Genomic DNA, 25,616 nt, shown 5'->3' with positions numbered 1-25,616 from the left:
TTCGTTTTTACAATGAGGAGCGTTTGCAAATCAAATTAAATAAGCTGACGCCAGTCGAGTACAGGCGTCAGCATGCGGCCTAACGGCCGGGGGTTTTTTAAGTGTCTACAAAATGGGGTCTTGACCACAAACAGGAAAGGGGTTTTCCTTTTTGACGGGAAATCGGGAAATCGCTGGCAAACATTGTAGGTTGTTTTCTGACAATTTTCCGATAGAATGAAACGAGAGAAAAATCAGCATGTTTGTTTCAGGAGGTTGATGATGAGAAAGCTGCTGATCCTGGCCTCTCTGGCAGCCATCTTCGGGATGGGCGCGCCGGCGGCAGAGGCGGAGACAACACCTGTAACCACACCATTTGCTGACGTTGACGGACATTGGGCAAAAAAAGAAATCAACAACCTGTACATAGCGGGGGGCGTTGAACGGGCGGAGCGCTTCCGTCCGGACGATCCGGTCACCCGCGGCGAATTGATCGCAATGTTTCTCAAGGCAAAAGGGATTAAGCCAGTGGCGGGCAATACCTCGCCGTTTGCAGACGTGCCGCGTGACAGCTGGCTGGCCCCCTACGCCGACACCGCATACCGGCTGGGGATCATCCACGGCCAAAAGATAGGCGGTCGAGTGTACCTGCATCCCGGCAATCCCGTGCAGCGGGAAGAACTGGTCTCCATCCTGACACGGGCGACCGGAGACAGCGGAAAGGTAAACCAGCTCGGCTGGACGGCTTCCTACAAGACGCTTTTGCATTATCCCGACGGGCAAGCAGTGGGGGAAGTGTTCCAGCGGCCGTTTGTGTACGCGCTGAAGAACGGTCTGGTCGGTGCCTATCCTGACAGCACCCTGAAGCCGGACAAGCCGATGACCCGAGCGGAAGCAGCCACGTACGCCGCCCTCCATCTGCTTCCCGACAAGCCACAGGCAGCGCAGCAGAGACTGGCCAATATCGGTACGCCGTACGAACGGATGCTGACGGTGCAGACGACGGCGTACAGCTACCCGAGCGACAACGTGTTCTCTTATCTGGGCTACCCGCTGCGCAAGGGTGTCGTGGCGGTCGACCCCAACGTTATTCCGCTGGGAAGCCACCTGTACATTGAAGGGTACGGCTACGCGGTCGCGGCCGACATCGGAGGGGCGGTCAAACAGCATCACGTGGACCTGTTCCTGCCGACCCTGCAGCAAGAGCGAAACCACGGTCTGCAAAAGAATGTGCGCGTTTATATTCTGGATTGACAACCCATACATGGAACATAATTCCCACTCTTTCCATTCATACTAACAGGGAAAGGGTGGGATTTTTTGATGGTCTGGCTGATCGTGGGCTTCCTTGCTCTGGTAGCGATAATAGCTGTGACGCCGATACGGATCGCGATTGCCTACAATCGGGTCGGGGAAAACGACCATCTCGTGGTGGAAATCTCCGCCTGGTTTCGTCTGATTAGGAGAAAGTACGAACTGCCGGTCCTGCTGCTGAAGCAGACGCAGGAAGGGACGGAATTGAAAGCGAAGGTCGAAAAGGTGAGCGGGCAGTCGGTGATGGACGAATCGATTCAGGACGTCACCTCCAGACAGGTGAAGCAGTGGAAAAACAAGTACCAGGACCTGCTGAAACGGGTGCATGACCTGCAGCCGGTAGTACGGGCGTTTGTGCGTCAGATCCGCTGTTCCCGCCTGGAGTGGCATACCGTGTTGGGAACGGGAGAAGCTGCGGAAACAGGCACGCTGTTGGGGCTCGCCTGGGGAGTCAAAAGCATGCTGGTGAGCGTCTTTTCCGGCGCTGTCTCGCTGCGCAGCATTCCGCGTCTCAGTGTGCAGCCGGTCTGGAACCAGGCAGTGATCCGGACACAGTTTCGCTGCGTTTTGCATGTTTGGCTGGGACACGTGCTGTTGGCCGGCATACGGCTGCTGCTTCGCTGGCAAATCGGACGCCGGCGCGAGTGGAAAACGGCGCCGACCGAGGCATGAAGCTGTTACAATCGACGTCCGGAAGCGGACTGTGCTCGTTTTCCCAAAGCGGATGACATCAGTCCCCCGGTACATGCCCCGTTCTTGTTTTGGGCATGCTAACAAATGCGTATAAATCTGCGAACTTTTAACAAAAATAGCTGTGCTAGCCCCCTAGAAAAACTGTTTAGACATGTTCACTTTGTGAAACATGTCTTTTCGATTTTCATTTACTTTGACTTTAGCTTATTATCATTTTAAGATAATAATAAGAACTAACGTTCGTTTGTGATATCTTGAATAGCGGTCTAATATCATCTATACTTAAGTCTCAAGCAGGACAGTTAGGAGAGTAACACAAATGAATTCACTTGAAATATGTGCAGGAGCCGGTGGACAAGCTCTTGGTCTTGAATTAGCAGGATTTGAACATGTGGCGCTTGTCGAAATAGATTCTCCAGCTTGCGCAACTCTACGTCTAAATCGACCTCACTGGAATGTTATAGAAGACGATTTGCGAAATTTCTCTGGAAGAAACTTTAAGGGCATTGATTTACTCGCGGGAGGTGTTCCTTGTCCTCCGTTTTCAAAGGCAGGTAAACAGCTTGGACAGGATGATGAACGCGATTTGTTTCCAGAAGCAATTCGCTTGGTTGAGGAAATCCAACCAAAGGCGGTTATGCTTGAAAATGTTCGTGGGTTATTAGATGCAATATTCGATGATTATCGAGAAAAAATTGTCGATGATCTACGTAAAATGGGATATAAAGCAGGATGGAAGCTATTAAACGCTTCTGATTTTGGGGTTCCTCAACTTCGTCCGCGTGTTGTATTTGTCGCGATAAGGAAAGACCTTGCCCATAACTTCAACTGGCCAAAGCCTTTGTGTCATCGACCACCGACAGTAGGAGAGACATTGTATGACCTTATGGCTGAGAATGGATGGTTTTTAGCTAATCGCTGGAAAGAGTGGGCAAACGATATTGCACCAACCATTGTAGGGGGGTCAAAGAAGCATGGAGGGCCTGATCTGGGGCCGACACGTGCCAAACGGGCATGGGCAGCTCTAGGTGTTGATGGAATGGGCATAGCTGACCAAGCGCCCGAGCCAAATTTTATTGGTTTACCCAGATTAACCACAAGAATGGTTGCGCGGTTACAAGGTTTTCCTGATTCTTGGCAATTTTTTGGAAAGAAAACACCAGCCTATCGTCAAATCGGCAATGCATTTCCTCCGCCAGTTGCTCAAGCTGTTGGACTGGAAATTCGAAAGTGTTTAGAAGCTGGAATTACAACAAAATTGAAAAGGATAAATGGGCTATGACAAATGCGATAATTGCTGAAGCACGAAAAAAATATCATACCTCGCTATTGCATTCGGTACTTACAATTAATAGTCAAGGAGTTCCAAGTAATGCTGATAAAGACAGTAAATTATCGGTGAGAATTGCGAAGGGGATAGCCGAAATTCTGAAATCCGCAACAGGAGAAAGATTGGCAGGTCAAACAAGCGGTAGTGAATTTGAGACAATTAATGCAGAGTTTATTCGTGATACTTTTTTGGCACTTAATCATATACGTCCTGGTAGCTGGGAGATTAAGAAAATCGGGAATCGCAACAGAATGGCGATAGCTGGATTTGAGCAATATGCTCATTTAACTGCATTAGACGAAGCATCCAAAAACAATCCAGAGCTTGCTGCTGCTCTTGGTAATGATTATACGATTACACCTGATATAATTATAGTTCAGAATCTTTTGCTGGATGAGGAGTTGAATAGAGATAAACTCTTGGTTGATCTAAACGTTAGCCGCCGTGCAGCGATTCGAGCAATTAACGGAGGAAAGCCGCTGCTTCACGCTAGCATTTCTTCGAAGTGGACGATTCGTTCTGACCGAAGTCAAAACAGTCGATCAGAGGCGTTGAACTTGATTCGAAACCGTAAGGGACATCTACCGCACATTGTGGTTGTTACAGCAGAACCATTGCCAAGTCGTCTGGCATCCATTGCGCTTGGAACAGGTGATATAGATTGTGTTTATCATTTCGCCCTAGATGAGCTTAAACAATCGGTGGAAATGGCAAATGCAGAGGATTCTCTCGAACTGTTAAATATCATGATTGAGGGGAAGCGGTTGAAGGACATTTCCGATCTACCATTGGATCTGGCGACGTAGTAATTACGATTTTAGGGACGCTGGGATTAAAATAGCGTCCTATTTAATTTAAGTGCAGTTGAGAATATTTATGACTAAAGTGTTATAATTTTTTGTAGAGGAGGAGGTAAAATGTCATACGAACGATATATAGAGGAGGTTACTGAAGATGTTTCACTCTGCTTGGAAAATATGGGGTGTCAGCCAATTTTGTTTGTTGGATCAGGAATCTCGAAGCGCTACTTTAATGGTCCTAACTGGGAGCAACTTTTAAGGTATTTAGCTTCTAATTGCCCTAGAATTGAGGAGGATTTTTTATATTATAAACAGACTTACAATAAAGACTTAATTGAAATTGGTAAAGTTTTTTCGGATAAATACCGTGAATGGGCCTGGAGAGAGGGAAAGGACTTTTTCCCACCTGAATTGTTTGAAGAAGATACGCCTCCAGATATTTATATTAAATACATGATTAAAGAATATTTAGAAAAAATAACCCCGGATTCACTAAGTCAGATTCAATCGAAATATTCAGAGGAAATTTCGGCTTTGCAAGAGATTCGTCCCCATGCCATTATAACCACAAACTATGATAATTTTTTGGAAATGATTTTTCACGAGTATACCCCCATAATTGGACAGCAGGTATTGAAATTAAATCATACTAGTATTGGTGAAATTTTTAAAATTCATGGCTGTATATCTAAACCAGAAAGTTTAATATTAACGAGCGACGATTATAAAGAGTTTACAACGAAAAAAAAGTATCTTAGTGCTAAGCTACTGACTTATTTTGCAGAACATCCATTATTGTTTGTTGGCTATAGTGCGGAAGATCCCAACATAAAGAGCATTCTTTGTGATATCGATGAAATAATAGCAACTAATAATGAACTGATTCCTAATATTTATATTCTAGAATGGGATGATGAAATTAGAAAAAAAGCATTACCATCCCGTGAAAAACTAATTTCAGTAGATCCACACCGCAGTGTCAGGATAAAAAGCATTGTAGCAGATTCGTTTGATTGGGTGTTTAAGGCATTCGGAACAAATGGCGCAATCGAAAAAGTAAATCCGAAGTTACTTCGCGCAATAATAGCTAGAACGTACGAAATGGTTCGTTGTGATATTCCGAGGAAAACAGTGGAAGTTGATTTTAAAATATTGGAGAACGCTTTAAACATAGAAGGGGAACTTGCCAAAATATATGGTATTACTACATTAACTAACCCAACTGCACTGAATGCTGGTTATCCATTTAACTTAACACAAGTGGCAAATCAGCTAGGTTATAAGTCATGGCACCATGCCAACAGATTGATTGAACAGATCAAGGTTGAAACTGGAATCAATATAAAAACATCCGACAACAAATATCACATAAGGATAAAAGTGGGTAATACAGATTTTAGTAAATATTCTGAAGCAGCAGTAATATTGCTTAAAAAAGTCAAAAATAAAGAACAGTACACTGTTGAAGTGTAATATTCATGAAAGCGATTCGAGAAGGGAATGATATCACCTATATAACGTGATTAGTTGTGCAAATGAGGAGGTATCATTCCATGGCAGACCATCCCATTCAGGGATTAATGAGAACCGCAATGGAAAACATCAAGCAAATGGTGGATGTCAATACAATTATCGGTGATCCAGTGGAGACGCCGGACGGCAGCGTAATACTGCCGATCTCCAAGGTTGGGTTTGGTTTCGCAGCGGGAGGAAGCGAATTCCAGTATGAGAAGGATCATGCCGGAGTCCTCGGCCATCCGTTCGGCGGGGGAAGCGGCGGCGGGGTGTCGATCACGCCGGTGGCGTTTTTGGTCGTGGGCAAGCAGGGAATTCGCTCGATTCCGTTGGAAAATACGACCCATCTGTACGATCGGATACTGGACTCGATTCCGCAGGTTGTGGACAAACTGCAGAGCTTGATGGGCAAGAAAGAGCAGGCGTCCGTGACGTCCACCACGTATATCACCGACGCGGACGAACACGACTTGGAAGAACTGATCAAGCGCAGCTAAACGAAACCGACCATATGAAAACAACAGGTATGCCGCATGAAAGGCATACCTGTTGTGCATTGCAGGCGTAATTCTTATATATGCTGTAAGTCCGTCCTGCTGTGACGCCATCACCACAATTGATTAACGAACAGGCCGGTGCTGGCCGCGTGCCGGAAAAACAGGTTCGGCAGCAAGGACGATTCGTACGCATTGACACCCGTTGGTGTCCGGGTGCGGCGTACATAGCCCCCCGAAGGAGCGGCCTGCAGGCGATCCGCCACCTGCCGAAACGACTGTGTCAAGTCCTGCATCGCTTGTTCAAAGCCGGCGTAATCCTGGGCGACTCCCTGGCGGAAAGCGGCGTCGTCCACAGCCAGGCTGCCGTCCTGCTGCAGCCGGATGCCGTATTTGGGCAGTACGCTTTGTGCGGCCCGGGTAATGCGAAAGAAGGTATCGTCCGGACCGGGTGCAAACGAATCGGGACGCTCCCGCCAAAAGCGCTGCAGCCGATTGTATCGATCCGTCAGTTGACGCGTCCGACGCAGCAGCTCGTCCACGTCTGGTGCGGCACCGTCTGTATTGCCAAGACTCCTTTGACGGGATGGGGCAAACTGCCGTGCCGCCAGTTCCAGTTCCGTTGAGTACCGGTAGAAGCGGGACAAAACATTGGCCACCTCCACCGTCCACTGCCGCTGTTTGGCGAAAAACGGGTGCAGACTGTAGCCGCGAATGGGCTCGACGGGGGCGCTCAGCTTGGCCTGGGCCATGTGGGCGCGGTAGCTGTCCACCCTGTACCGGTACGGCACTTGGCTGATCGCAGCCGGTCTCATGACGATCTCCTCCCTTCAGCGTCGGATTGTTTCTCCTTCCATTATAAAACGATTTGCCGCATTATTCCATTTCCACGAGCAGATCGCCCGTCTCAATGGCGTCGCCTGCCTTGACGTAAACCGCTTTGATCTTGCCGTCAATCGGCGCCTGAATGGTGGTCTCCATCTTCATCGCTTCGCTGACCAGCAAATGTTCGCCCTTGCGCACTTTGTCGCCTTCCGCCACCAGCACCTTCAACACCTTGCCCGGCATGGAGGCGCCGAGATGGGCAGGATTTTGCGGGTCGGCCTTGCGGCGGGTCTGTTCCGCAACCTGGGCGGACTGGTCGTGGATGAAGATTTCCCGCGGCTGTCCGTTCAACTCAAAGTAGATAATGCGCCGCCCGTCCGGATGCAGATCGCCGACCGCGACCAGCTTGATGATCAAGGTCTTGCCGCGCTCGATCGTGATCGCTGTCTCTTCGCCCGGACGCAGCCCGTAGAAGAAGGTGGCGGTGTCCAGAACGGACAGGTCGCCGTACTCTTTGACGCTCTGGTCGTACTGCAGGAAGACCTGCGGATACATGATGTACGCCAGCACATCCAGCTCGCTCGGCTCCCGGCCGATTTTTTCCTCCAGTTCGGCCGCTACCTTGGCAAAGTCGACAGGGGGGAGCAGTTCGCCCGGCCGTGCCGTGAAGGCGTCCCGCCCTTTCAGCACCAGTTCCTGCAGCTTTTTCGGGAAACCGCCCGGCGGCTGTCCGAGATAGCCCTGGAAGAACTGGATGACGGAGTCGGGAAAGTCGAGCCGCTGTCCCTTTTCCCAGATGTTTTCTTCGGTCAGGCCGTTTTGCACCATGAACAGCGCCATGTCGCCCACCACTTTGGAGGAGGGGGTGACCTTGACGATGTCGCCGAACATCTGGTTCACCGTGGCGTACATCTGTTTGACCTCGTCCCACCGTCCCTCGAGGCCGACCGCCTTGGCCTGCTGCTCCAGATTGGTGTACTGGCCGCCTGGCATTTCGTGCACATACACTTCCGTATTGCTCGCCTTCATGCCGCTCTCAAAGCCCTGGTACAGCGGCCGGACGTCTTCCCAGTAGTCGGACAGCTTGTTAAACGCTTCGAGTGAGAGGCCCGTTTGCCGCTCCGTATGGTCGAGGGCAGCGACCAGCGCGTTGAGGCTGGGCTGGGAGGTAAGCCCCGACATGGAGCTGACGCAGGCGTCGACGATGTCTACGCCCGCTTCGATAGCCTTCAGCAGCATTGCCACGCCGTTGCCGGACGTATCGTGGGTGTGCAGGTGGATCGGGATGCCGATCTCCTGTTTCAGGGCGCGGACCAGTTCGTAGGCGGCATATGGCTTCAACAGGCCGGCCATGTCCTTGATCGCCAGGATGTGCGCCCCCGCCTTTTCCAACTGCTTGGCCAGGTCGACGTAATAGCGCAAGGTGTACTTGGTTCGGCTGGGGTCCAGAATGTCGCCGGTGTAGCAGATGGCCGCTTCCGCCACTTTGCCGCTTTCGCGCACGGCGTCGATGGCCGTCTGCATGCCCGGCAGCCAGTTCAGGCTGTCAAAGATGCGGAAGACGTCGATGCCGTTTTCCGCCGAGGCCTTGACGAACGCCTGGATGACGTTGTCCGGGTAGTTGGTGTAGCCGACGGCGTTGGCTCCGCGCAGGAGCATCTGGAACAAGATGTTGGGGATGCGCTCGCGCAGGATCTGCAGCCGCTCCCAGGGAGATTCCCGCAAAAAGCGCATCGATGTGTCAAACGTCGCACCGCCCCACATTTCCAGCGAGAACAGGCCGGCGCCCAGCTTGCCGGTCGCTTCCGCCACTGCCGCCAGATCGTAGGTGCGCACGCGGGTGGCAAACAGCGACTGGTGGGCGTCACGGAAGGTGGTGTCGGTAATCAGCACCCGATTCTGTTCACGAATCCAGCGAATCAGCCCGTCCACGCCTTCGCGGTCCAGAATCTGTTTGGTGCCGTCCGGGTACGGCTGGGCAAACGAGGTCCGGGGGATGCGCGGCGTGTCAAAGTGCGGTTTTTTCTCCTGCTTTGGCAGGCCCGGGTACCCGTTGACAATCGTGTTGCCGATGTAGGTAAGCAGCTTGGTGCCGCGGTCTTGGCGGCCCGGGAAGATGAACAGTTCCGGTTTGGTGTCGATGAACGAGGTGTCGTATTGGCCGCTCAAGAAATCGGGATGCGTGACGACGTTCTCCAAAAAGGGCAGATTGGTTTTTACCCCGCGAATGCGGAATTCGCGCAGCGTGCGCAGCATTTTGCGGGCGGCCTGGTCAAAGGTGGTCGCGTAGGTGGAAATTTTCACCAACAGCGAGTCGTAGTAGGGCGTAATGATCGCGCCGGGGTAGCCATTGCCGCCGTCCAACCGCACGCCGAAGCCGCCGCCGGAGCGCCAGGCCAAAAGCCGTCCCGCATCGGGCAGGAAGTTGTTTTCCGGGTCTTCCGTGGTGACGCGGCACTGGATGGCGTAGCCGCTCATCTGCACCGCCTCCTGCGACGGGATGCCGATTTCCGGATCGGACAGCGCGTGCCCTTCGGCGATGCGGATCTGCGCCTGCACGATGTCAATGCCGGTGATCAGTTCGGTAATCGTGTGCTCCACTTGAATGCGTGGATTTACTTCAATAAAGTAAAACTGGCGATCCGGCGTCAACAGAAACTCGACAGTGCCGGCGTTGCTGTAGCCAGCTTGTCTCATCAGCTTCAGCGCGGCCTGACAGATGGCCTCGCGCAGTTCGTCATCCAGCGCCAGGCTGGGGGCCACTTCCACGACCTTTTGGTGGCGGCGCTGCACCGAGCAGTCCCGTTCGTACAGGTGCACGATGTTGCCGTGTGAATCGCCAAGGATCTGCACCTCGATGTGTTTCGGCTTTTCCAGATAGCGCTCCAGATACACCTTGGCGTTGCCAAACGACGAGCGGGCTTCGGAGCGGGCCCGATCGAGCGCTTCCTGCAGCTCGTCCTGGCTGCGCACGATGCGCATGCCCCGGCCGCCGCCTCCCGACACGCCCTTGATGATGATCGGGTAGCCGTGCTCTTTGGCAAACAGCAACGCATCCTGCATCGTCTCGATCGGTTCCGGCGTCCCCGGTATCACCGGGATGCCTGCGTTGATCGCCATTCGGCGTGCCTCCACCTTGTCGCCGAACGCCTCAATCAGCTCGGGCGACGGGCCGATGAAAATGATCCCTTCCTGCTCGCAGCGGCGGGCAAATTCGGCGTTTTCAGCGAGAAAACCGTAGCCCGGGTGAATGGCGTCGACGTCGTTGCGTTTGGCGATCTCAATAATGCTGTCGATGTCCAGGTAGGCTTCGATCGGGCCTTTGCCGGCCCCCACCAGATAGGACTCGTCCGCTTTGAAGCGGTGAATGGAGACGTTGTCCTGTTCCGAGTAGATGGCGATGGTGCGAATCCCCAGCTCGGTAGCGGCGCGGAAAATGCGAATGGCGATTTCCCCGCGGTTGGCGACCAACAGCCGGTTGATCTTGCGCTTGTGCATGGTGCTCTCCCCCTTCTTCTCTCGCAGTCGTGAGCGAAAATTATATATAGTGTAAATATACAAAAATGCGCGAGAGGAAACATCAGTTTTTTTTACCATTCCGGGAGTGAGAGGAGACATTTCCTGAATGTAAGCCGTTGTGTCATCGGCAAATATTCGTAAATGACAGGAGGAAACCAGATGAATCCACATCGATTGCCCGTTTTCGTCTACGGTTCGCTGCTGCCAGGGTTTCGCAACTGGGAGCTGTACGTCAAACCGTATCCCCACCAGGCACTGCCGGCGGAAGTAAAAGGGCAGCTCTACCATTTGCCCACCGGGTATCCCGGTCTGCTGAGAGAAGGGGAGGGAACGGTTAAGGGAGGCGTGCTCCTGTTTTCGCCGGACGTGTACGACGAAGCGCTGCGCGGTCTGGACGAACTGGAGACGTATTTTGGACCGGGCGACCCGCGCAACGAATACGAGCGCGAAATCATGACGGCGCGGCTGGTGACAACGGGGGAAGAACAGCGCGTCTACGTGTATCGCTTCGTGGACGAAGCCTTTGCGAGACAGACCGGCATCTTCCTGGCCGACGGCGATTGGGAGGCCTTCATGCGCCGCAAGAGAGAATAGGGGTGTGCCTTTTTGCCCAGAATGGTAGGGAAAGGAGGGAGCCCTGCCATGGAATTGTTGCATGCCGCGCCCGCCGACATCTGGCGGCTGTTGATTCCAGCGGCCAACTGGATGTATGTTGACGACATCCCGGAGGACGAACTGATCTTTCACTACCGCGATCACATCTACTTCGTCAACAGCGACGGTTCCGTTCTCGCCCTGCCCAAGCCCGCCTGTTTTGAGCGGATGGACGCAAGCGAGTGTTTGCAGCTTTTGGCCACCTCGGACGAGACGATCGACTTTGACGACAACGGAGAGTTTGACTACGGTTTTGTCTTGAAACAGATGGGCTATGTCGTGCCGACCCGCCGCTCACGGGAGAAGGCCACCTACCGGATCGAGATTGTCAATACGATCCTGCCCCAGTCGATGAGCACGCAGTACGTATTGAAACGGGTGAGCTTCGAGTTTGCCCTTTTTCACGCGCTGATGCGCTGCCACGAACTGAACATGAGGAGCAACTGGGAGTACGAACACGAAGTAAAACGCATTGACAAAGTGGATCAGCGAACGGAGAAACACGTCCGCTTCCAGGTGTAAAATTCTACTGTTTGCATAGTGAAAAAGGTAGAAAAATAGAGTATGATAAGTTAGGTACATATGAATCTCTGGTGAGGAGGAAATGTTCATGACTGCTACGATCGAACGCCAAGGCGTGGTCACGTTCAAAGGCAACCCGGTCACCCTGCTGGGCCCGGAAATCAAAGTGGGTGACACCGCTCCCGATTTTACCGTGCTGGCCAACAACCTGACGCCGGTAACTCTGGCTGATTCCAAAGGCACTGTACGTATCATTTCTGTCGTTCCGTCTCTGGACACGGGCGTGTGCGACGCGCAAACCCGCCGGTTTAACGAGGAAGCAGCCAAACTGGACGGCGTGACCGTCCTGACCATCTCCGTTGACCTGCCGTTTGCCCAAGCCCGCTGGTGCGGCGCCGCCGGCATCGACAAGGTGCAAACCCTGTCCGATCACCGCGATCTGTCGTTTGGTCTCGCGTACGGCGTCGTGATCAAGGAGCTTCGTCTGCTCTCCCGCGCCGTCTTCGTCGTCGATTCCAACGACAAGGTGGTATACGCCGAATACGTGCCGGCCGTGGGTGAACATCCGAACTACGAGGCGGCAATCGCGGCGGCCAAAGCAGCGAAATAACGGATGTTCTATGCAATAACCCCTTCGTCAAACGAGGGGGTTTCAGCATGTAGACAAAGTCCGTGGCGCATGGGAGATCGGGCCCGCTCGCTCTCTTGACGCCCAGCAAAGAAGTGGATGATGTCCGCTCCAAAACGCGACGCGGGCAGGGGGCAAACATCTGGGTGTTTCGGCGAAGTGAGACTTGTGCCCCCTGTTTTTCCCCGCGTCTTTCGTTTTTCCGCTGAGCAGGTCGTCAAAGGAGCTCGCTTGGCCCATCCCTCCATGCGATGTACGTTGTCTTCAGCTTCGGTTGATGAATGTGCAGGCCTTCCGGCCTGGAAAACATGAAAATTACTTCCTTGTGGACACTTACTAAATAAACAGTTTGTCTTCAGTCTGTAGCTGCCATTATTGGCAGCTTGTTTGATGGTGTCACGATTCCCTTTTCTTGATTTTTCCAAACGGCTTCATGTAGGTAACGAACGTCATCAATATCAAACAGAGAAGGTTAAACGAACCAGTTACGATCATGGAGAGCCAGGTATTTTGAAAATCTTCACGCTGGATTGCCGAAAAGCCCAATTGCTCTGCGGTTGTGAGCAGAAAAGAAAACCAATCTTGGAGAAAGAAAATGCCCAGAAGAATGGTACCAATGGTTAAGACAAACTTGATGACAACCCAGTAATGTTTGAAAAGTCCCCAGTGAGTCCATACGGACAGCATGACACCCGTGATCAATGTGGCGAGCGCCGGGTATTTTAGCATGCTTTCATCAATGACGTGCATGCTTGCCAGGGTATAATACAGCTGTGCACCATTTTCCGCATTTTTTGCATACAAGCCAAGCAAGAACATGCCCATCGTACCACCGAACCACAGAGCAACGGCAATCACGTGTATCGAAACCAATAATTGTTTTGTTCGGATACCGAGTCGTACAGCCATCCGCAGAAATTCCACCTTTCATTTCGATGATGTAATACTTTTGGTCGACATTATAATTTGTGTGAAGAAGCATTTCGTCCATCCCGGGACTGTTTTCGCCTAAGACTCCAGAAGGGGATCATCGTTTTTCCGTGTGATGGTCAGCGTACGGCTTCGATCATCCAAACAGCCGTACGCCCCTCTCACATAGGTTGACATTAAAATCTGCATTTGTATCTGCAACTCTTCCGCGGGAAATTGGCGCGGGCTCCAGTCTCCAGGTTCCAGGCTCCAGGATGGCGGCTGAACAGTGCCGTCCCTCCGTTTGTGCTATACTGACCAGGAAGGGTTTCCGACAAAGGAGAGACGACATGTTGGAAGAACTGATACGGTTTACGGCTACGGAGCGGGAAGCGGATATGACGATTCGCGATGCGCTGCAAAAACGGTTCGGGGTGTCCCGACGGCTTCTGGTCCGGGCCAAATACCAGGGAGCGATCACCCGCAACGGAACGCCTGTTTTCGTCACGGAGCGGCTGCGGCCGGGGGATGACGTGGCCATCCTGGTGCCCGCCGAAGAGGAAGAAACGGTGCAGCCGGAGCCAATGGAACTGGCCATCCGTCACGAAGACGAGGACATCCTGGTTATCGCCAAGCCTGCGGGACTCGTCGTTCATCCCACTGGCGGACACACGGGCGGAACGCTGGCCAATGGCGTGGTCGCCTACTGGCGGGAGCGGGGGGAGCGGCGCAAGTTTCGCCCCGTCAACCGGCTGGACAAGGACACGTCCGGCCTGCTGATCGTCGCCAAAAACCAATGGGCCCACGAGCAGTTCAGCCGCATGCAGAAAGAGCGGACGCTGCACCGCTGGTACCATGCGATCGTCGAAGGGATCGTGGCCGAAGAGGAAGGAACGATCGATGCCCCGATTGGCCTGCGCGACGATTCGATCATCGTGCGCGAGGTGCGGCCGGACGGCCAGCCGGCAGTCACCCATTACCGGGTGCTGGCGACAGGCGGCGGGATGAGCTGGCTGGAACTGAAGCTGGAAACGGGCCGCACGCATCAAATCCGCGTCCACATGAGCCATCTCGGTCATCCGCTGGCAGGCGACGACCTGTACGGCGGCAGCCGGGCCCTCATCGGCCGTCAGGCACTGCACGCGACCAGATTGTCGTTTGTCCATCCGCGCAGCGGGCAGGCGATGGAGTGGAGCGAACCGATACCGGCAGACATGCAGGAACTGGCGGAGCGCGTTTTCGGACACCGGGACTAATCAATTCAGACGTACGGCTCCCTGACGTACGCATCGGCGGGGAGCGTGCACGTCGGCAGATAAGTGACAACATTTCGTCAATTTCCTCTGGCAATAGGAAAGTGTTTCCGTTATGATGAGGATAGAGACAGACAAGAGAAGAGCGGCAGCATGTGTCGACGGCTGGCTGTCTGCGGGGGAACGCCCGCAAGGTTTTCTTCGGTAGCGGACAGAGCCCAGCTTGCGCCTGATGCCCGTCTTGACTTGCATTGACGACAGCGGAATGCTCTGTTTTCGCATGCAGTCGGGACGGTTTGGGGGTAAGCTGGGCTTTTTGTGTGCCGTTCCCAGCCGGCAGGGCTGCCGAAGAAGGAGCGCTGCGCAAAAAATGCAAAAGATCAGGGATGCGTACATGCGTATGGCGAGGAGGGATGTGCGTGAAATTGGTGTCGTACCGTCGCGGCGGCCAGGGAGATTGGCGGGCAGGCTTGTTTCGAAGCAGTTTTGTGATCGACATCGCGCAGGCGATTCCGGAGGCCCCCGCTTCCGTGCTGGCTTTGCTGGACGAGTGGGAGCGCTGGAGGGAGCGGCTGCAGCGTCTGGAGATTGAGGCGGATACGGCTTCCTGCGCGGTGCCGGCGGAGCAGGCTGTGCTGGGTCCTCCCGTGCCCCGTCCCCGCAGCTTTCGAGACTTTTACGCGTTTGAGGAGCACGTCAGGACGGCGCGCGGCCGCCGCGGGCTGGACATGATTCCGGAGTGGTATCATTTTCCCGTCTTTTACTTTTCCAACGCTGCCGCTTTTGTCGGACCGGAAGCGGCGGTAAAGCGGCCCAAGGCGGCGCACTGGCTGGACTACGAGCTGGAGGTGGCCTGCGTCATCGGCAAAGGGGGCGTGGACATTCCCGTCGAGCGGGCGGAGGAGCACATCGCCGGCTACTGCATCCTGAACGACTGGAGCGCCCGCGACGTGCAGCGGGAAGAAATGAAGGTGGGACTCGGGCCGGCAAAAGGAAAGGATTTTGCCACGTCGATGGGGCCATGGCTGGTCACTCCTGACGAACTGGAAGACGTCCGCATTCCCGGCGAAAGCGGGAGCCGGTACAATCTCACCATGATTGCAAGGGTAAACGGCGTGGAGTACTCGCGCGGACGTTGGGCCGACATCCATTACACCTTCGCCGAGATGATCGCCCGGGCATCTGCCGATTGTCCGCTTTATCCCGGCGATGTGATCGGCTCGGGCACGGTGGGGACCGGCTGCATCCTCGAATTGGGGCCGGAACGCTGCCCGTGGCTTGAGCCGGGGGACGTAGTGGAATTAGAAGTAGAGCGTCTGGGGGTTCTGCGCAACGTCGTGGTCGAATAAAGGTTCAGCAAAAACATGAAGGGAGGAAAAACGGATGCCCTTTTACCATCGCATGGGGGAGGTGCCGAAAAAGCGGCACACCACTTTTTACAAACCGAACGGAGAGCTGTACCGCGAGCAAGTGATGGGCACGAAAGGCTTCTCCGGCATTCAGTCGATCCTGTACCACCATCATCCGCCGACGCAGGTGCGCGCGACGCGCCGTTGCGGCGAGATGAAGCCGGAGTACGTGGAGCAGGCGGATCTGCGGCACCAGCATTTCAAAACCTTTGACCTGAAGGCCGGGGGCGATCCGATTTCAGGCCGGCAGTACCTCTTGGGCAACAGTGACGTGGTGCTGGGCGTCTGCGCTCCGACCGAGCCGATGACGTATTTTTACCGCAACGCGGACGGGGACGAACTGCTGTTTGTCCACCAGGGGGAAGGGGAGCTGGAGACTATCTTCGGCACGATCTCTTATCGGCAGGGCGATTATCTGGTGATTCCGATCGGCACCACGTACCGGATCGTGCCGTCCGCTCCCAGCAGGTTTCTGGTGATCGAATCGCAAAGCGACATCGTTCCGCCCAAGCGCTACCGCAACGAGCACGGCCAGCTGCTCGAGCACTCGCCGTATTGTGAGCGGGACATCCGCGTCCCGGAGCGGCTGCAGACGCACGTGGAAGCCGGGGAATTCGAGGTGCGCGTCAAGCGGCAGTCCGTCCTGTACAGTTATCTGTTTGACTTTCATCCCTTTGACGTGGTCGGCTGGGACGGCTATCTCTACCCGTACGCCCTCAGCATTCACGACTTTGAACCGATCACGGGACGCATTCACCAGCCGCCGCCGGTGCACCAGACGTTTGCCGGAGAGAACTTCGTCGTCTGCTCCTTTGTGCCGCGGCTGTACGACTACCACCCGCAGGCGATTCCGGCGCCGTACTACCACAGCAACGTGGAGAGCGACGAGGTGCTCTATTACGTGGACGGCCAATTCATGAGCCGCAAGGGAATCTTCGAAGGCTCCCTCACCCTCCATCCGATGGGCATTCCGCACGGTCCCCATCCGGGCAAGATCGAAGAGAGCATCGGCAAAACGGAAACCAGGGAACTGGCGGTCATGCTGGACACGTTCAAGCCGCTCATGGTGACGCGCCAGGCGCTTGGCATCGAGGACCCGGACTACATGGCCAGCTGGCTCCCGCCCCAAACGTAAACAGGAAAGGGGATGCGCATGGAAATCGACATCAGTGCCATCGGGCGCCAGGACAAATACAAACTCTTGATTGGCGGGGTCGTGCCGAGGCCGATCGCCTGGGTCACGTCCCTCAGCGCAGACGGTGTGGTCAACGCCGCGCCGTTCAGTTACTTCAATGTGGCCAGCATTGAACCGATGTTGGTTTCCGTCGCGGTCATACGCAAGCCGGGCAGTGTGATGAAGGACACGGCCCGCAACATCGCAGAGACGAAGGAATTTGTCGTCAACATGGTGGACGTGTTCAACGTGGATGCGGTCAATCAGACCTCCGCCGATTACCCGCCGGAAGTGAGCGAGGTGGAAGAGCTGGGGCTGACCCAACTGCCGTCCGTCGCCGTCCGCCCGCCGCGTCTGGGCGAGTCGCGCGTCCATTTTGAGTGCCGGCTGCACCGTTTCATGACGCTGGGCGAGCCGGCTGCGTCGGACCTGATCATCGGCGAGGTGGTGCACGTCCACATCGACGATTCCCTTTACCGAGACGGCAAGATCGACATCGACACCTTCTCCCCTGTCAGCCGCCTGGCCGGCCACTGGTACGCCACGCTGGGCGAATTGTTTGAACGGCCGCGGCCGATGTATCAGCCAAAGCAGGACAGCTGATTTTTCCTGCACTCTGATTCCAGGCGGCAAAGGCACGCTCCCGCCGCTGTCACATAGACTGTGGTGGACCCTTTTACATGCAAAAAAGGAGGAGTACGCGTGCAATTTCATTACGATGAAAAGATGCCGCTCAGAATCTTGGACGAAGGTGAATTCTGGAAACTGCAGGAGAGTGAACACACCGTTGTGCTGCGTGAGCTGGTGCCCAATCTGGAAGAGGAGTTCGTCGATGCGCTCGCCGAGTGGGAGCAGGCATTTGCCCAGACGCAGGGTTTGTTTGTCCGCTACATCGAGGCGGTCATCCGTTCCTGCAACAGGGTGAGCGATCCGCTCATGCGGCAAATCAGGGAGCTGGTCACGTTTTCCATGGAACAGAGCCAGCAGTTTATCGCCCTGTTGAATCAGATGGGTTCGGACAGTCCGGCGTTTCGCAGCAATCCCACGGCGCTGGCGGTGTTGAACCACATCCGCCGTGAATCGGAATACTTTATCGGCATTACCGAAGCGCTGATGGCCAAGGCGCTGATCTAGCCCGCTGCCTACAGAAAACACGGCACCATCAGCAGATCATTCCACAGGCTTCACGGGACGGAGCGGGCCTCCGTCCCCGGACGGAGGTCAAATCCCCCTGGGGCCAGTTTTGGGCAACCTTTCTTTCGGGTATCTTGGAGGTAACATCAGAAACGGATACAGAGAGGAAGGAATGTCATGATGGAAAGACGCTTATACCGATCCAGCAGCGATAAACGACTGTTTGGCGTGTGCGGAGGCATCGCCCGATTCCTGCGAATTGACTCCACCCTTGTGCGGGTGGCAGCGGTGATTCTCACCGTGTGCACCTTCGTGCCCCTGTTGATTTACCTGCTGCTCGCGTTGATCATGCCGAAAGAGCCGGCCTGGCCGTACGGACACGACGCCTGCGATCCGTACGATCCGCTGTTTGCCGGTCGGGGATACGGATCTGATCTGGACAGTGAGATTGAGCGCCTGGAAAAACGGGCTTTGATACAAGAAGTACACCGCCTTCGCGCCGAATTGGCGAAATGGAAAGGTCTATAAGAAACCGGCAACAACTGCGTACTTCCGCATATCATGTAAGGTGGAACCTTTACATAGAATGGGGAGGGGAAAGCAGTGCATCTCGGCTTGTTCGATCTGAAGCAAAGGCTGGAACAGACCCGCAAGATATTGCGGGAAAAACAGCAAGTGAAGCGGTTGATTGAAGAGGACATCCGTGAATTGGAAAAAGACGTGCAGGAATTGGAAGCGCTTATGAACCGCTACGCGAACAGTGTGCAGCGCTAATCACCAACACCGTAAGTCAATAAAGCGGCAGCCCCCTTGCTTGGGGAGCTGCCGCTTTTCTTTGCAGACCTTGTTAACCGTACGGTCAGGTCGACTGTCACTGCTTGGTCAGAATCACGGGACCGTCGGCGGTAATGGCGATCGTGTGCTCGTACTGGGCAGACAGCTTGCCGTCACGAGTCCGGGCCGTCCAGCCGTCCTCGTCAATCTTGACGTGGTAGCTGCCTACATTCAGCATCGGCTCGATTGTAATCACCATGCCTTCTTTCAGACGGGGGCCGCGTCCAGGCGGTCCAAAGTGGGGAATGTACGGCTCTTCATGAATCCGTTGGCCGATTCCGTGACCGGTAAAGTCGCGCACGACCGAATAGCCCTGCGCCTCGGCGTAGCTTTGAATCGCGTGGGAAATGTCGCCGACGCGGTTGCCCGGGACAGCCTGCTCAATACCCAGATAGAGCGCTTTTTCCGTCACCTGCAGCAGCCGCTTTGCTTCGGGTGAGATGTTGCCCACCGCGTACGACCAGGCGGAGTCGGCCAGCCAGCCGTCCAGGTTTACCACCATGTCAATCGTCACGATGTCGCCGTCTTTCAGCGGTTCCTTGGTGGGAAACCCGTGGCAGATGACGTCGTTGACGGAAGCGCAGGTGGCGTAGGGGTAGCCCTGGTACCCTTTCTGCTCAGGCGTGGCTCCGTGTTTTGCGAGAAATTGCTCGACAAATTGGTCGATTTCCCAGGTAGTTACCCCGGGGCGAATCCGTTTGGCCAGAGCGCGGTGGCAGGCGGCGAGAATTTTGCCGGCTGCCCTCATCCGTTCGATTTCTTCCGGTGTCTTGAGGATAATCATCGGCTCTCTCCTTGTGTTCCAGTTGTTCTCGTTATTAGTGTAGACCTCTTTGCCGTTGATTGCCACCGTCATTTCCGCGTGGTAGGATGGGAAGAGACAGTGAAGATGGGGGTACGTTGCATGGACAAATTTCAAGAGCACCTGGCTCACTACCAGGCTCATGTGAAGGAAGATCTGGAAAAGCGCGTGGCCTTTATCCGTGAGCAGATTGACGGACCCGGGCTCGGCGGCGCCGTCGTGGGGATTTCCGGCGGCATTGACAGCGCAGTATCCGCTGCTCTCTGCGTACGGGCGCTGGGCAGGGAGCGGGTGATCGGCGTATGGATGCCGGCGTACTCGCAAGCCATTCATGCGGAGGATGCCCAAAAGCTGGCCGACGCGATTGGTCTGCAGTTGGTGACCGTCGACCTTGGACCGGCGTTTGACGCGATCGTCCCGGAAATCGAAAAGGTGCTTCCCCTTGACGACAAAACCAAAGGAAACACCAAGGCGCGGCTGCGCATGACGACGTTGTACGCGATTGCCAACCAAAAGGGCTATCTGGTGGTGGACACCTGCAACCGCAGCGAAATCTACATCGGCTACATGACCAAGGGCGGCGACGGATTGGCCGACATCAATCCGGTGGCCAGCCTGACCAAGCACGAAATACGCATTTTGGCGCGCGAACTGGGCGTGCCGGAGTCCATCCTGACCAAGGCGCCGTCCGCCGACCTGTGGGAAGGGCAGACGGACGAAAAGGAAATGGGCTTTTCGTACGAAGATCTGGACCGACTGCTGATCACGGGCGAGACCGATCCGGAGGCCAAAAAGCGGATAGATTACCTGCACCGCATCTCTGAGCACAAGCGGCGTCCGATGCCGGAAGTGTAGACAGGGACAGGCGAGTCACTGCGAATGACGGTGCCTTGCCGTTCGGCGGCTCGCGGAGAAACGGGGAAGACGTTGATTCTCCGCCGCGTTTGTACGATAATAGAAAGTATGCACAGATCTGTTTAGGAAAGAGGTGGAACAGATGTCGACAACCGAACTGATGCTGAAAACGACTTTGGAAGGACGCGTGTTGCGAACCCTGCAGGCTTACTTCCGCAGCCCCAACGATGTGTTGGTCCGCGAAAGCCTGTGGGCAAACGGCCTGTCTGAAGAGCAGGTAGACGTTACCATGAATCTGTTGCAGCAAAATCTGACCGTTTCCGAAATCATGGAACAGCTGCGGGAAAAAGGCTTTTTCGCGTAACCTCGTGACAAAGCGCTTCGATTGACGGCCTGTTTTCACCCGCCGGTTGCCGTGAACGTCAAAAAAAGAGACCGGGTCGACAAAACTGTCGGTACCGGTCTTGTTTTTTTATTTTGCATAGGGAGACGCGCCCGTTTTCCCGCTTACCGTGACTGCCGTTGGGCAAGTGAACGGCGGGCCCGTTTTTGCCGGTACCACTGCAGAGCGGAGTAGACGAGGAAATAGCTGCCGATTGCGACGATGAGGCCCATGATCGCGCTGCCGGTAAAATAGGCGAGTCCTTTTTGCTTCATCCAGGCGATCCAGTTTGCCCACGGCTCGTTGTTGTGCTTCATATGTTCATGCAGCGGCCGGCCGATAATGGAGTAGCCCAGTTTGTAATTTAGTACCATAAAGATTGGCAGGATCATTTTTCCGATTACAAAGCCGATCAATCCGGCGGGCAAACTGCAGCGAAACAGCTTGACCAGCGGAAACAGCAGGAGGAATGCCAAACCAAAGGTTGGCAGCGTGATGAACTCAACAAATATGCCGACGGAGAAACCTCGGGCGACAAAAGAGGGCGCCCCTTTCATCCGAATCAGCTTGTAGTACTCGTATTTCAACTTGCGGTAGATTTTTTTCCACATTCCGGCTTGTCCCTCATTTATCCTATTTCCATACTCCCACTCATTATAGCGAAAAGTGAGTGGGAAAGCCACGGCGAGAACCCATAAAATTCGTCATTTTTAGACAACAGTTGCGATACAGGCGCACAAACTCATGGCCTGCCAGGCAAGGTCAACACTCGCTGCAAAGAAGATTATACTTCCTTAAATGGGAATAATTCACAGATATTTGTCGCCCGCTTCTTCTTTTGGCATAATGTATTGAAAGAGGGGACAAGCGCGAAATGTGGTGAAAACATCTTGAATGAAATAAATGAAATTGTAACAGTTTTTGGCGGATACATCTCCCAATACGGGTACGGCGCCTTGTTTGGCCTGTTTTTTCTGGGGATTCTCGGAATGCCTCTGCCGGAGGAAACGCTCCTGGTCTTTTCCGGGTTCCTCGTCTCCACTGGCCAGTTGAAGTACGTCCCCACGTTTCTCGTCTGTTTTCTGGGGTCCATTACGGCGATGACCACTGCGTACTGGATCGGCAGGACGTTGGGATTCGTCTTTATCGAGCGGTATGGGAAGCGGCTCGGCCTGGGCTACGCGCTTTATCGCAAGACGGAAGACTGGTTTAACCGCGTGGGCAAATGGGCGCTGCCGCTCGGCTACTTCATTCCCGGCATTCGCCAGTTTACCGCCTATTTTGCCGGCATCACCCGGCTTCCGTTTCCGACGTTCATGCTGTATACATACACAGGGGGCTTATTCTGGTGCGCCTTGTTCGTCACGATCGGCTGGCAATTGGGAGAACGCTGGGAGCAGTTGTTCGTGCTGGTCGCGCGCAACCTGGCAGTCTTCTTCCTGGCCCTGCTTGCCGTTATTGTCTGCTGGTCCTACTGGCGCAAGCGCAAGGCTGCCGCAAAAACGAAACGGGAGGAATTGCCATGAACGATGAGCAGCGCCATCAAGACAAACAATTGTCTGACGAGCGATTGCCCGCCGTCCGGAGACCGGCCGAGCTGGTGCCGTTGAAACTGCCGGAGAAGCACCAACGCTTTTACGACAAGCTGCGGGCGAAGATCCAGGCTTTTATCCGTGAAAAGGGAGGCAGCGAAAAGGCAGCCGCGTACATCCTGCTTGCGCCCGACCTGTTTGTGCTGCTGGCCCGCCTGATGCTGGACAAACGCGTCGGTGTTCAGGCGAAAGCGTTGGCCGGGATTGCCGTGGCCTATTTTATCACGCCGATTGACTTCATTCCGGAAGCCTTGACTGGCGCCCTTGGTCTGCTCGATGACGTCGTGCTGGCGGTGTACGCGCTGCGGCGCATCCTCGTCGACGTGGACGAGGCGATCGTGCGCGAACACTGGAACGGGGAAGAGGATCTGCTCCAGGTGATTACCAGGGTGATCAAGTCGGCTGACGAGCTGGTCGGCAAGAAAATTGTGCACAAAATCGAAGAGACCCTGTTTCGCAAAAAATAGACGAGGAAGGACAGACAGATGAGATATCTGCTTGATTATCAAGAGGGAGAACGGGTTGTCACGTTTTGTCTGGTCAAGAGCAAGGAGGTGGGCGTCGCCAGCAACCAGAGCGAATACCTCAGTCTGGAGCTGGGAGATTGCTCCGGCACGATTGCCGCCAAACTGTGGGACGTCACCCCGGAGCTGAAGGAAGCCATCCAGGTGAAATCCGTCATCAAAATCGACGCGACGGTGCAGGTGTACCGGGGGAAAAAGCAGTTGGTCATCCAGCGGGTCCGGCTCGCGTCTCCGTCCGACGACGTGCAGATGGAATCGCTGGTGCCGGTCTCGCCATTCCCCGCCGACGAGCTTTGGGAGAAGCTGCAGCAGGCGGTTCGCGGGATCAGAAGCGAGACGCTGCGCGCGATCGTGACGGAGGCGCTGACCGACGAGGAGATCGGCGGACGCCTGCGCTGCTATCCGGCTGGTGTGCGCATGCACCACAATTACTACCACGGCTTGCTGGAGCACATCGTCTCACTTTTGGCCGCAGCCGAGCGGCTGGTGCCGCTCTACCCTCAGGTGGACCGGGATGTGCTGTACGCGACGTGCATTTTGCACGACATCGGCAAGCTGTACGAGCTGTCTGACCCGATCGCGCCCGACTACACCACCCCCGGGCAGTTGATCGGCCATTTGGTGATGGGAGCGGAGATCATCAGCGGCATCTGCCGCAAACTTGACATTCCCCTCGGTGATCCCGAAGTGCTGCACTTGAAGCACTGCATCCTGAGCCATCATGGCGATGTGGAAAACGGGTGGGGAAGCGCCGTCTCCGGCAAGACGCCCACTGCCGTGCTGTTCCACTATCTCGACCAGATTGACAGCAAGATGAACGCCCTGGGCCAGGCGCTGGCCGAGATGGGGGACGAGGAGTGGGCCTACGCCGGCGCCTTGAGGCGAAAGGTGTGGCGCGGCTATTGACAGCGACGAGGCAAAAGCGACAGCCGCTTGCGCCTCGCCGGAGCACTTTTTGAAGCGGATCGGGTCCGCTCTTTTTTCATTTATAAAAACAAACCGAATAGACAATCACTTTCGGTCGCAGTAGGATTTTTCCCTGCTGGTGTCGAATACCCATCTTGATTCCCATTTGCTTGGCAGACCTGTTGCCAATAGCGTAGAAGGAGTAAGTTTAATGAAACGGCCAACCTATACCCTGTCGAGTATTATTAAAAAGGTGTTTCGGTCTGGCGAACGCTCCCTTCCCCGCGAGGAGATCTGTTCCCGTCTGGAAGCGAGCGGGTTGACAACCGGCTTCGGCATGGACGGCAGCGCCCTGCTCGCCAAGGTGCTGCGAATGGAGCAGGCACCGGTGAAAGTTGGGCGTTCCGAGGCGATTATCGAATTGACCTATCAGCCCCATCAACTGTTTGATCTGGCGTACCGTTTTGTGCGTGATACCCATATGCCCAAAACGTTGGAACAAATAGCGGCGGAGCTTCGCCGTCAGACCCAGTTCGGCTGGAATCAGATCATGCGCATGCTGCAGTTGGAGCGGGACCCCCGCTTCGTCCAGTACCAGGGTGATGGCCGCTGGTTTCTGGCGGAATGGACACTGGCCAATGACCAGGTATACGCATTCTGCCGCGCCAACGGCATCACCCAGGTGGCGGCCCGTACCGTTCACCACTTTCTGGAGCAGGAGGTGGGCGTGGCGGACGACGCGATGTTTTTGCCGGCGCTGGACGACCGCTTTCGGTTGGACGGCGAGATCTTGTACATAATCGCCCGCGACGGTGACGAAGAGCAAAGTCAAGCCGGTCTGGAAGCGGCCGCAGCCGTGGAGACGGCGGACGAAACAAAGCCTGAGGCAGATTCGGCAGAAGCCGGCCATACAGCCGCCGATGTAAAAGACGCGGGACAGTCCGGCACCTCACAGCAGCAGTCCACGGACGGACAGCGGGAACGCGAGGCGCAGCCCGCACAAAACCATACACACCGCCATCAGGAAGTGCACGAACAACTTCACTTTGAGGAGGAATTGTCCATGAATACCGTACAAACCCAATCGGTTCTGGAAGAAGTACAACAACTGCTGCGCCAGGCGCTGGGACGTCTGGAGTCGCGCAACGCGGAGATGGCCCAGGAAGTAGTGGCTCATTTTCAGCAAAGCAACATGCAGGCCATCGAGGTTCTGATGAAAGAGAAGCATAAAAACGAGCAGATCGCACTTGGCATTCAGCAAGTGCTGACGACTACCGAACAGCAATGAGCGATCTGGAGGCCATGATCCGGTTTGAGCAGAGGTTTTCCTTGCTGCGCGAGATTATCGCGCGTTATCGGATTCGCCTACAGGAAATGGAACGGGAAGTGGTGGAGCTGTTCGCCGCGAATCAGCTTTCCGCCATCGCTGACTGCATGAGTGAAAAGCACCGCATCGAAGCGCTGATATACCGGCTGGAGCAGTTTATCGCCCAGTGGGAGTCGTCCGCAGTGGCGGGCATCGCTCATGACCGACACGAGAACACTTGAACACCTGATAAGAAATGCGGT

Annotated in this window: 28 protein-coding genes; 23 read left to right on the top strand and 5 right to left on the bottom strand. The window is 54.9% G+C overall.

The window, feature by feature from the left end:
* Positions 1–261 precede the first annotated feature (261 nt).
* From ETC00_RS15920 to ytfJ, 6 genes are all read left to right on the top strand, one after another.
* Complete coding sequence (locus ETC00_RS15920; protein ID WP_171567126.1) at positions 262–1,233, top strand: S-layer homology domain-containing protein; 972 nt, start codon at positions 262–264, stop codon at positions 1,231–1,233.
* 69 nt (positions 1,234–1,302) lie between these two features.
* Positions 1,303–1,965 (top strand): DUF2953 domain-containing protein, encoded by a 663-nt coding sequence (locus ETC00_RS15915; RefSeq protein ID WP_230077253.1) that lies wholly within the window; start codon positions 1,303–1,305, stop codon positions 1,963–1,965.
* Positions 1,966–2,305: 340 nt separating this feature from the next.
* Positions 2,306–3,268, top strand: a complete 963-nt coding sequence (locus ETC00_RS15910; RefSeq protein WP_171567124.1) for a DNA cytosine methyltransferase — start codon at positions 2,306–2,308, stop codon at positions 3,266–3,268.
* Positions 3,265–4,122 (top strand): NgoMIV family type II restriction endonuclease, encoded by an 858-nt coding sequence (locus ETC00_RS15905; protein WP_171567123.1) that lies wholly within the window; start codon positions 3,265–3,267, stop codon positions 4,120–4,122. Before ETC00_RS15910 ends, ETC00_RS15905 begins: the two co-directional genes overlap by 4 nt.
* A 111-nt stretch (positions 4,123–4,233) precedes the next feature.
* Entirely contained in the window at positions 4,234–5,589 is a 1,356-nt protein-coding gene (locus ETC00_RS15900; RefSeq protein ID WP_171567122.1) for an SIR2 family protein, read from the top strand.
* An 80-nt stretch (positions 5,590–5,669) separates the two neighbouring features.
* Complete coding sequence (ytfJ, locus tag ETC00_RS15895) at positions 5,670–6,128, top strand: GerW family sporulation protein (protein ID WP_171567121.1); 459 nt, start codon at positions 5,670–5,672, stop codon at positions 6,126–6,128.
* A 110-nt stretch (positions 6,129–6,238) separates the two neighbouring features.
* On the opposite strand, the gene ETC00_RS15890 is transcribed toward ytfJ, so the two are convergent.
* Both ETC00_RS15890 and ETC00_RS15885 read right to left on the bottom strand, forming a co-directional pair.
* On the bottom strand, positions 6,239–6,940 hold the full coding sequence (locus tag ETC00_RS15890; RefSeq protein ID WP_171567120.1) for a hypothetical protein: 702 nt from the start codon (positions 6,938–6,940) through the stop codon (positions 6,239–6,241).
* A 61-nt stretch (positions 6,941–7,001) separates the two neighbouring features.
* Entirely contained in the window at positions 7,002–10,448 is a 3,447-nt protein-coding gene (locus ETC00_RS15885) for a pyruvate carboxylase (protein WP_171567119.1), read from the bottom strand.
* Between the two features lie 180 nt (positions 10,449–10,628).
* On the opposite strand from ETC00_RS15885, the gene ETC00_RS15880 reads away from it, so the two are divergent.
* From ETC00_RS15880 to tpx, 3 genes are all read left to right on the top strand, one after another.
* Positions 10,629–11,063 carry a gamma-glutamylcyclotransferase family protein gene (locus ETC00_RS15880; protein WP_230077252.1) on the top strand — a complete coding sequence of 145 codons (435 nt, stop codon included), beginning with the start codon at positions 10,629–10,631 and terminating at the stop codon, positions 11,061–11,063.
* A gap of 48 nt (positions 11,064–11,111) precedes the next feature.
* A complete protein-coding gene (locus ETC00_RS15875; RefSeq protein ID WP_171567117.1) occupies positions 11,112–11,645 on the top strand; it encodes a hypothetical protein in 534 nt (177 codons plus the stop codon).
* A gap of 88 nt (positions 11,646–11,733) precedes the next feature.
* Positions 11,734–12,255 carry a thiol peroxidase gene (gene tpx / locus ETC00_RS15870; RefSeq protein ID WP_171567116.1) on the top strand — a complete coding sequence of 174 codons (522 nt, stop codon included), beginning with the start codon at positions 11,734–11,736 and terminating at the stop codon, positions 12,253–12,255.
* 414 nt (positions 12,256–12,669) lie between these two features.
* On the opposite strand, the gene ETC00_RS15865 is transcribed toward tpx, so the two are convergent.
* On the bottom strand, positions 12,670–13,182 hold the full coding sequence (locus ETC00_RS15865; RefSeq protein WP_171567115.1) for a DUF2269 family protein: 513 nt from the start codon (positions 13,180–13,182) through the stop codon (positions 12,670–12,672).
* Between the two features lie 350 nt (positions 13,183–13,532).
* Between ETC00_RS15865 and ETC00_RS15860 the strand changes: the two genes are divergently transcribed.
* From ETC00_RS15860 to ETC00_RS15830, 7 genes are all read left to right on the top strand, one after another.
* Complete coding sequence (locus tag ETC00_RS15860; RefSeq protein WP_171567114.1) at positions 13,533–14,438, top strand: RluA family pseudouridine synthase; 906 nt, start codon at positions 13,533–13,535, stop codon at positions 14,436–14,438.
* A gap of 416 nt (positions 14,439–14,854) precedes the next feature.
* Positions 14,855–15,784, top strand: a complete 930-nt coding sequence (locus ETC00_RS15855) for a fumarylacetoacetate hydrolase family protein (RefSeq protein ID WP_171567112.1) — start codon at positions 14,855–14,857, stop codon at positions 15,782–15,784.
* A 34-nt stretch (positions 15,785–15,818) separates the two neighbouring features.
* A complete protein-coding gene (locus ETC00_RS15850) occupies positions 15,819–16,979 on the top strand; it encodes a homogentisate 1,2-dioxygenase (RefSeq protein WP_171567110.1) in 1,161 nt (386 codons plus the stop codon).
* Between the two features lie 18 nt (positions 16,980–16,997).
* The gene (locus tag ETC00_RS15845) at positions 16,998–17,621 is read left to right on the top strand and encodes a flavin reductase family protein (protein WP_171567107.1); all 624 of its coding nucleotides are present in this window, start codon (positions 16,998–17,000) and stop codon (positions 17,619–17,621) included.
* A 99-nt stretch (positions 17,622–17,720) separates the two neighbouring features.
* Positions 17,721–18,152: a DUF2935 domain-containing protein gene (locus ETC00_RS15840; protein WP_171567105.1), complete on the top strand. Its 432-nt coding sequence runs from the start codon at positions 17,721–17,723 to the stop codon at positions 18,150–18,152.
* A 177-nt stretch (positions 18,153–18,329) separates the two neighbouring features.
* Positions 18,330–18,680, top strand: coding sequence for a PspC domain-containing protein (locus tag ETC00_RS15835; protein ID WP_171567103.1), 351 nt, complete (start codon positions 18,330–18,332; stop codon positions 18,678–18,680).
* A 75-nt stretch (positions 18,681–18,755) separates the two neighbouring features.
* Entirely contained in the window at positions 18,756–18,926 is a 171-nt protein-coding gene (locus ETC00_RS15830) for a hypothetical protein (RefSeq protein ID WP_171567101.1), read from the top strand.
* A 97-nt stretch (positions 18,927–19,023) separates the two neighbouring features.
* Here ETC00_RS15830 and map read toward each other — a convergent pair whose 3' ends face one another.
* Positions 19,024–19,770, bottom strand: coding sequence for a type I methionyl aminopeptidase (map, locus tag ETC00_RS15825; RefSeq protein WP_171567099.1), 747 nt, complete (start codon positions 19,768–19,770; stop codon positions 19,024–19,026).
* Positions 19,771–19,890: 120 nt separating this feature from the next.
* On the opposite strand from map, the gene nadE reads away from it, so the two are divergent.
* Both nadE and ETC00_RS15815 read left to right on the top strand, forming a co-directional pair.
* Complete coding sequence (gene nadE, locus ETC00_RS15820; protein WP_171567096.1) at positions 19,891–20,643, top strand: NAD(+) synthase; 753 nt, start codon at positions 19,891–19,893, stop codon at positions 20,641–20,643.
* Between the two features lie 142 nt (positions 20,644–20,785).
* The gene (locus ETC00_RS15815) at positions 20,786–21,007 is read left to right on the top strand and encodes a hypothetical protein (protein ID WP_171567095.1); all 222 of its coding nucleotides are present in this window, start codon (positions 20,786–20,788) and stop codon (positions 21,005–21,007) included.
* Between the two features lie 143 nt (positions 21,008–21,150).
* On the opposite strand, the gene ETC00_RS15810 is transcribed toward ETC00_RS15815, so the two are convergent.
* Positions 21,151–21,636: a DUF2062 domain-containing protein gene (locus tag ETC00_RS15810; RefSeq protein ID WP_171567093.1), complete on the bottom strand. Its 486-nt coding sequence runs from the start codon at positions 21,634–21,636 to the stop codon at positions 21,151–21,153.
* A 288-nt stretch (positions 21,637–21,924) separates the two neighbouring features.
* Between ETC00_RS15810 and ETC00_RS15805 the strand changes: the two genes are divergently transcribed.
* From ETC00_RS15805 to ETC00_RS15785, 5 genes are all read left to right on the top strand, one after another.
* Positions 21,925–22,551: a DedA family protein gene (locus tag ETC00_RS15805; RefSeq protein ID WP_171567129.1), complete on the top strand. Its 627-nt coding sequence runs from the start codon at positions 21,925–21,927 to the stop codon at positions 22,549–22,551.
* Entirely contained in the window at positions 22,548–23,084 is a 537-nt protein-coding gene (locus ETC00_RS15800) for a YkvA family protein (protein ID WP_171567091.1), read from the top strand. Before ETC00_RS15805 ends, ETC00_RS15800 begins: the two co-directional genes overlap by 4 nt.
* An 18-nt stretch (positions 23,085–23,102) precedes the next feature.
* On the top strand, positions 23,103–24,047 hold the full coding sequence (locus ETC00_RS15795; protein ID WP_171567089.1) for a 3'-5' exoribonuclease YhaM family protein: 945 nt from the start codon (positions 23,103–23,105) through the stop codon (positions 24,045–24,047).
* A 211-nt stretch (positions 24,048–24,258) separates the two neighbouring features.
* Positions 24,259–25,335 carry a hypothetical protein gene (locus ETC00_RS15790; RefSeq protein ID WP_171567087.1) on the top strand — a complete coding sequence of 359 codons (1,077 nt, stop codon included), beginning with the start codon at positions 24,259–24,261 and terminating at the stop codon, positions 25,333–25,335.
* Positions 25,332–25,595, top strand: coding sequence for a hypothetical protein (locus ETC00_RS15785; protein WP_171567085.1), 264 nt, complete (start codon positions 25,332–25,334; stop codon positions 25,593–25,595). Before ETC00_RS15790 ends, ETC00_RS15785 begins: the two co-directional genes overlap by 4 nt.
* The last annotated feature ends 21 nt before the right edge of the window (positions 25,596–25,616 follow it).

It is taken from the genome of Brevibacillus sp. MCWH (assembly GCF_013096935.1).
Lineage (GTDB): Bacteria > Bacillota > Bacilli > Brevibacillales > Brevibacillaceae > Brevibacillus > Brevibacillus aydinogluensis.
This window is presented reverse-complemented; position numbering and strand designations above follow the sequence as displayed.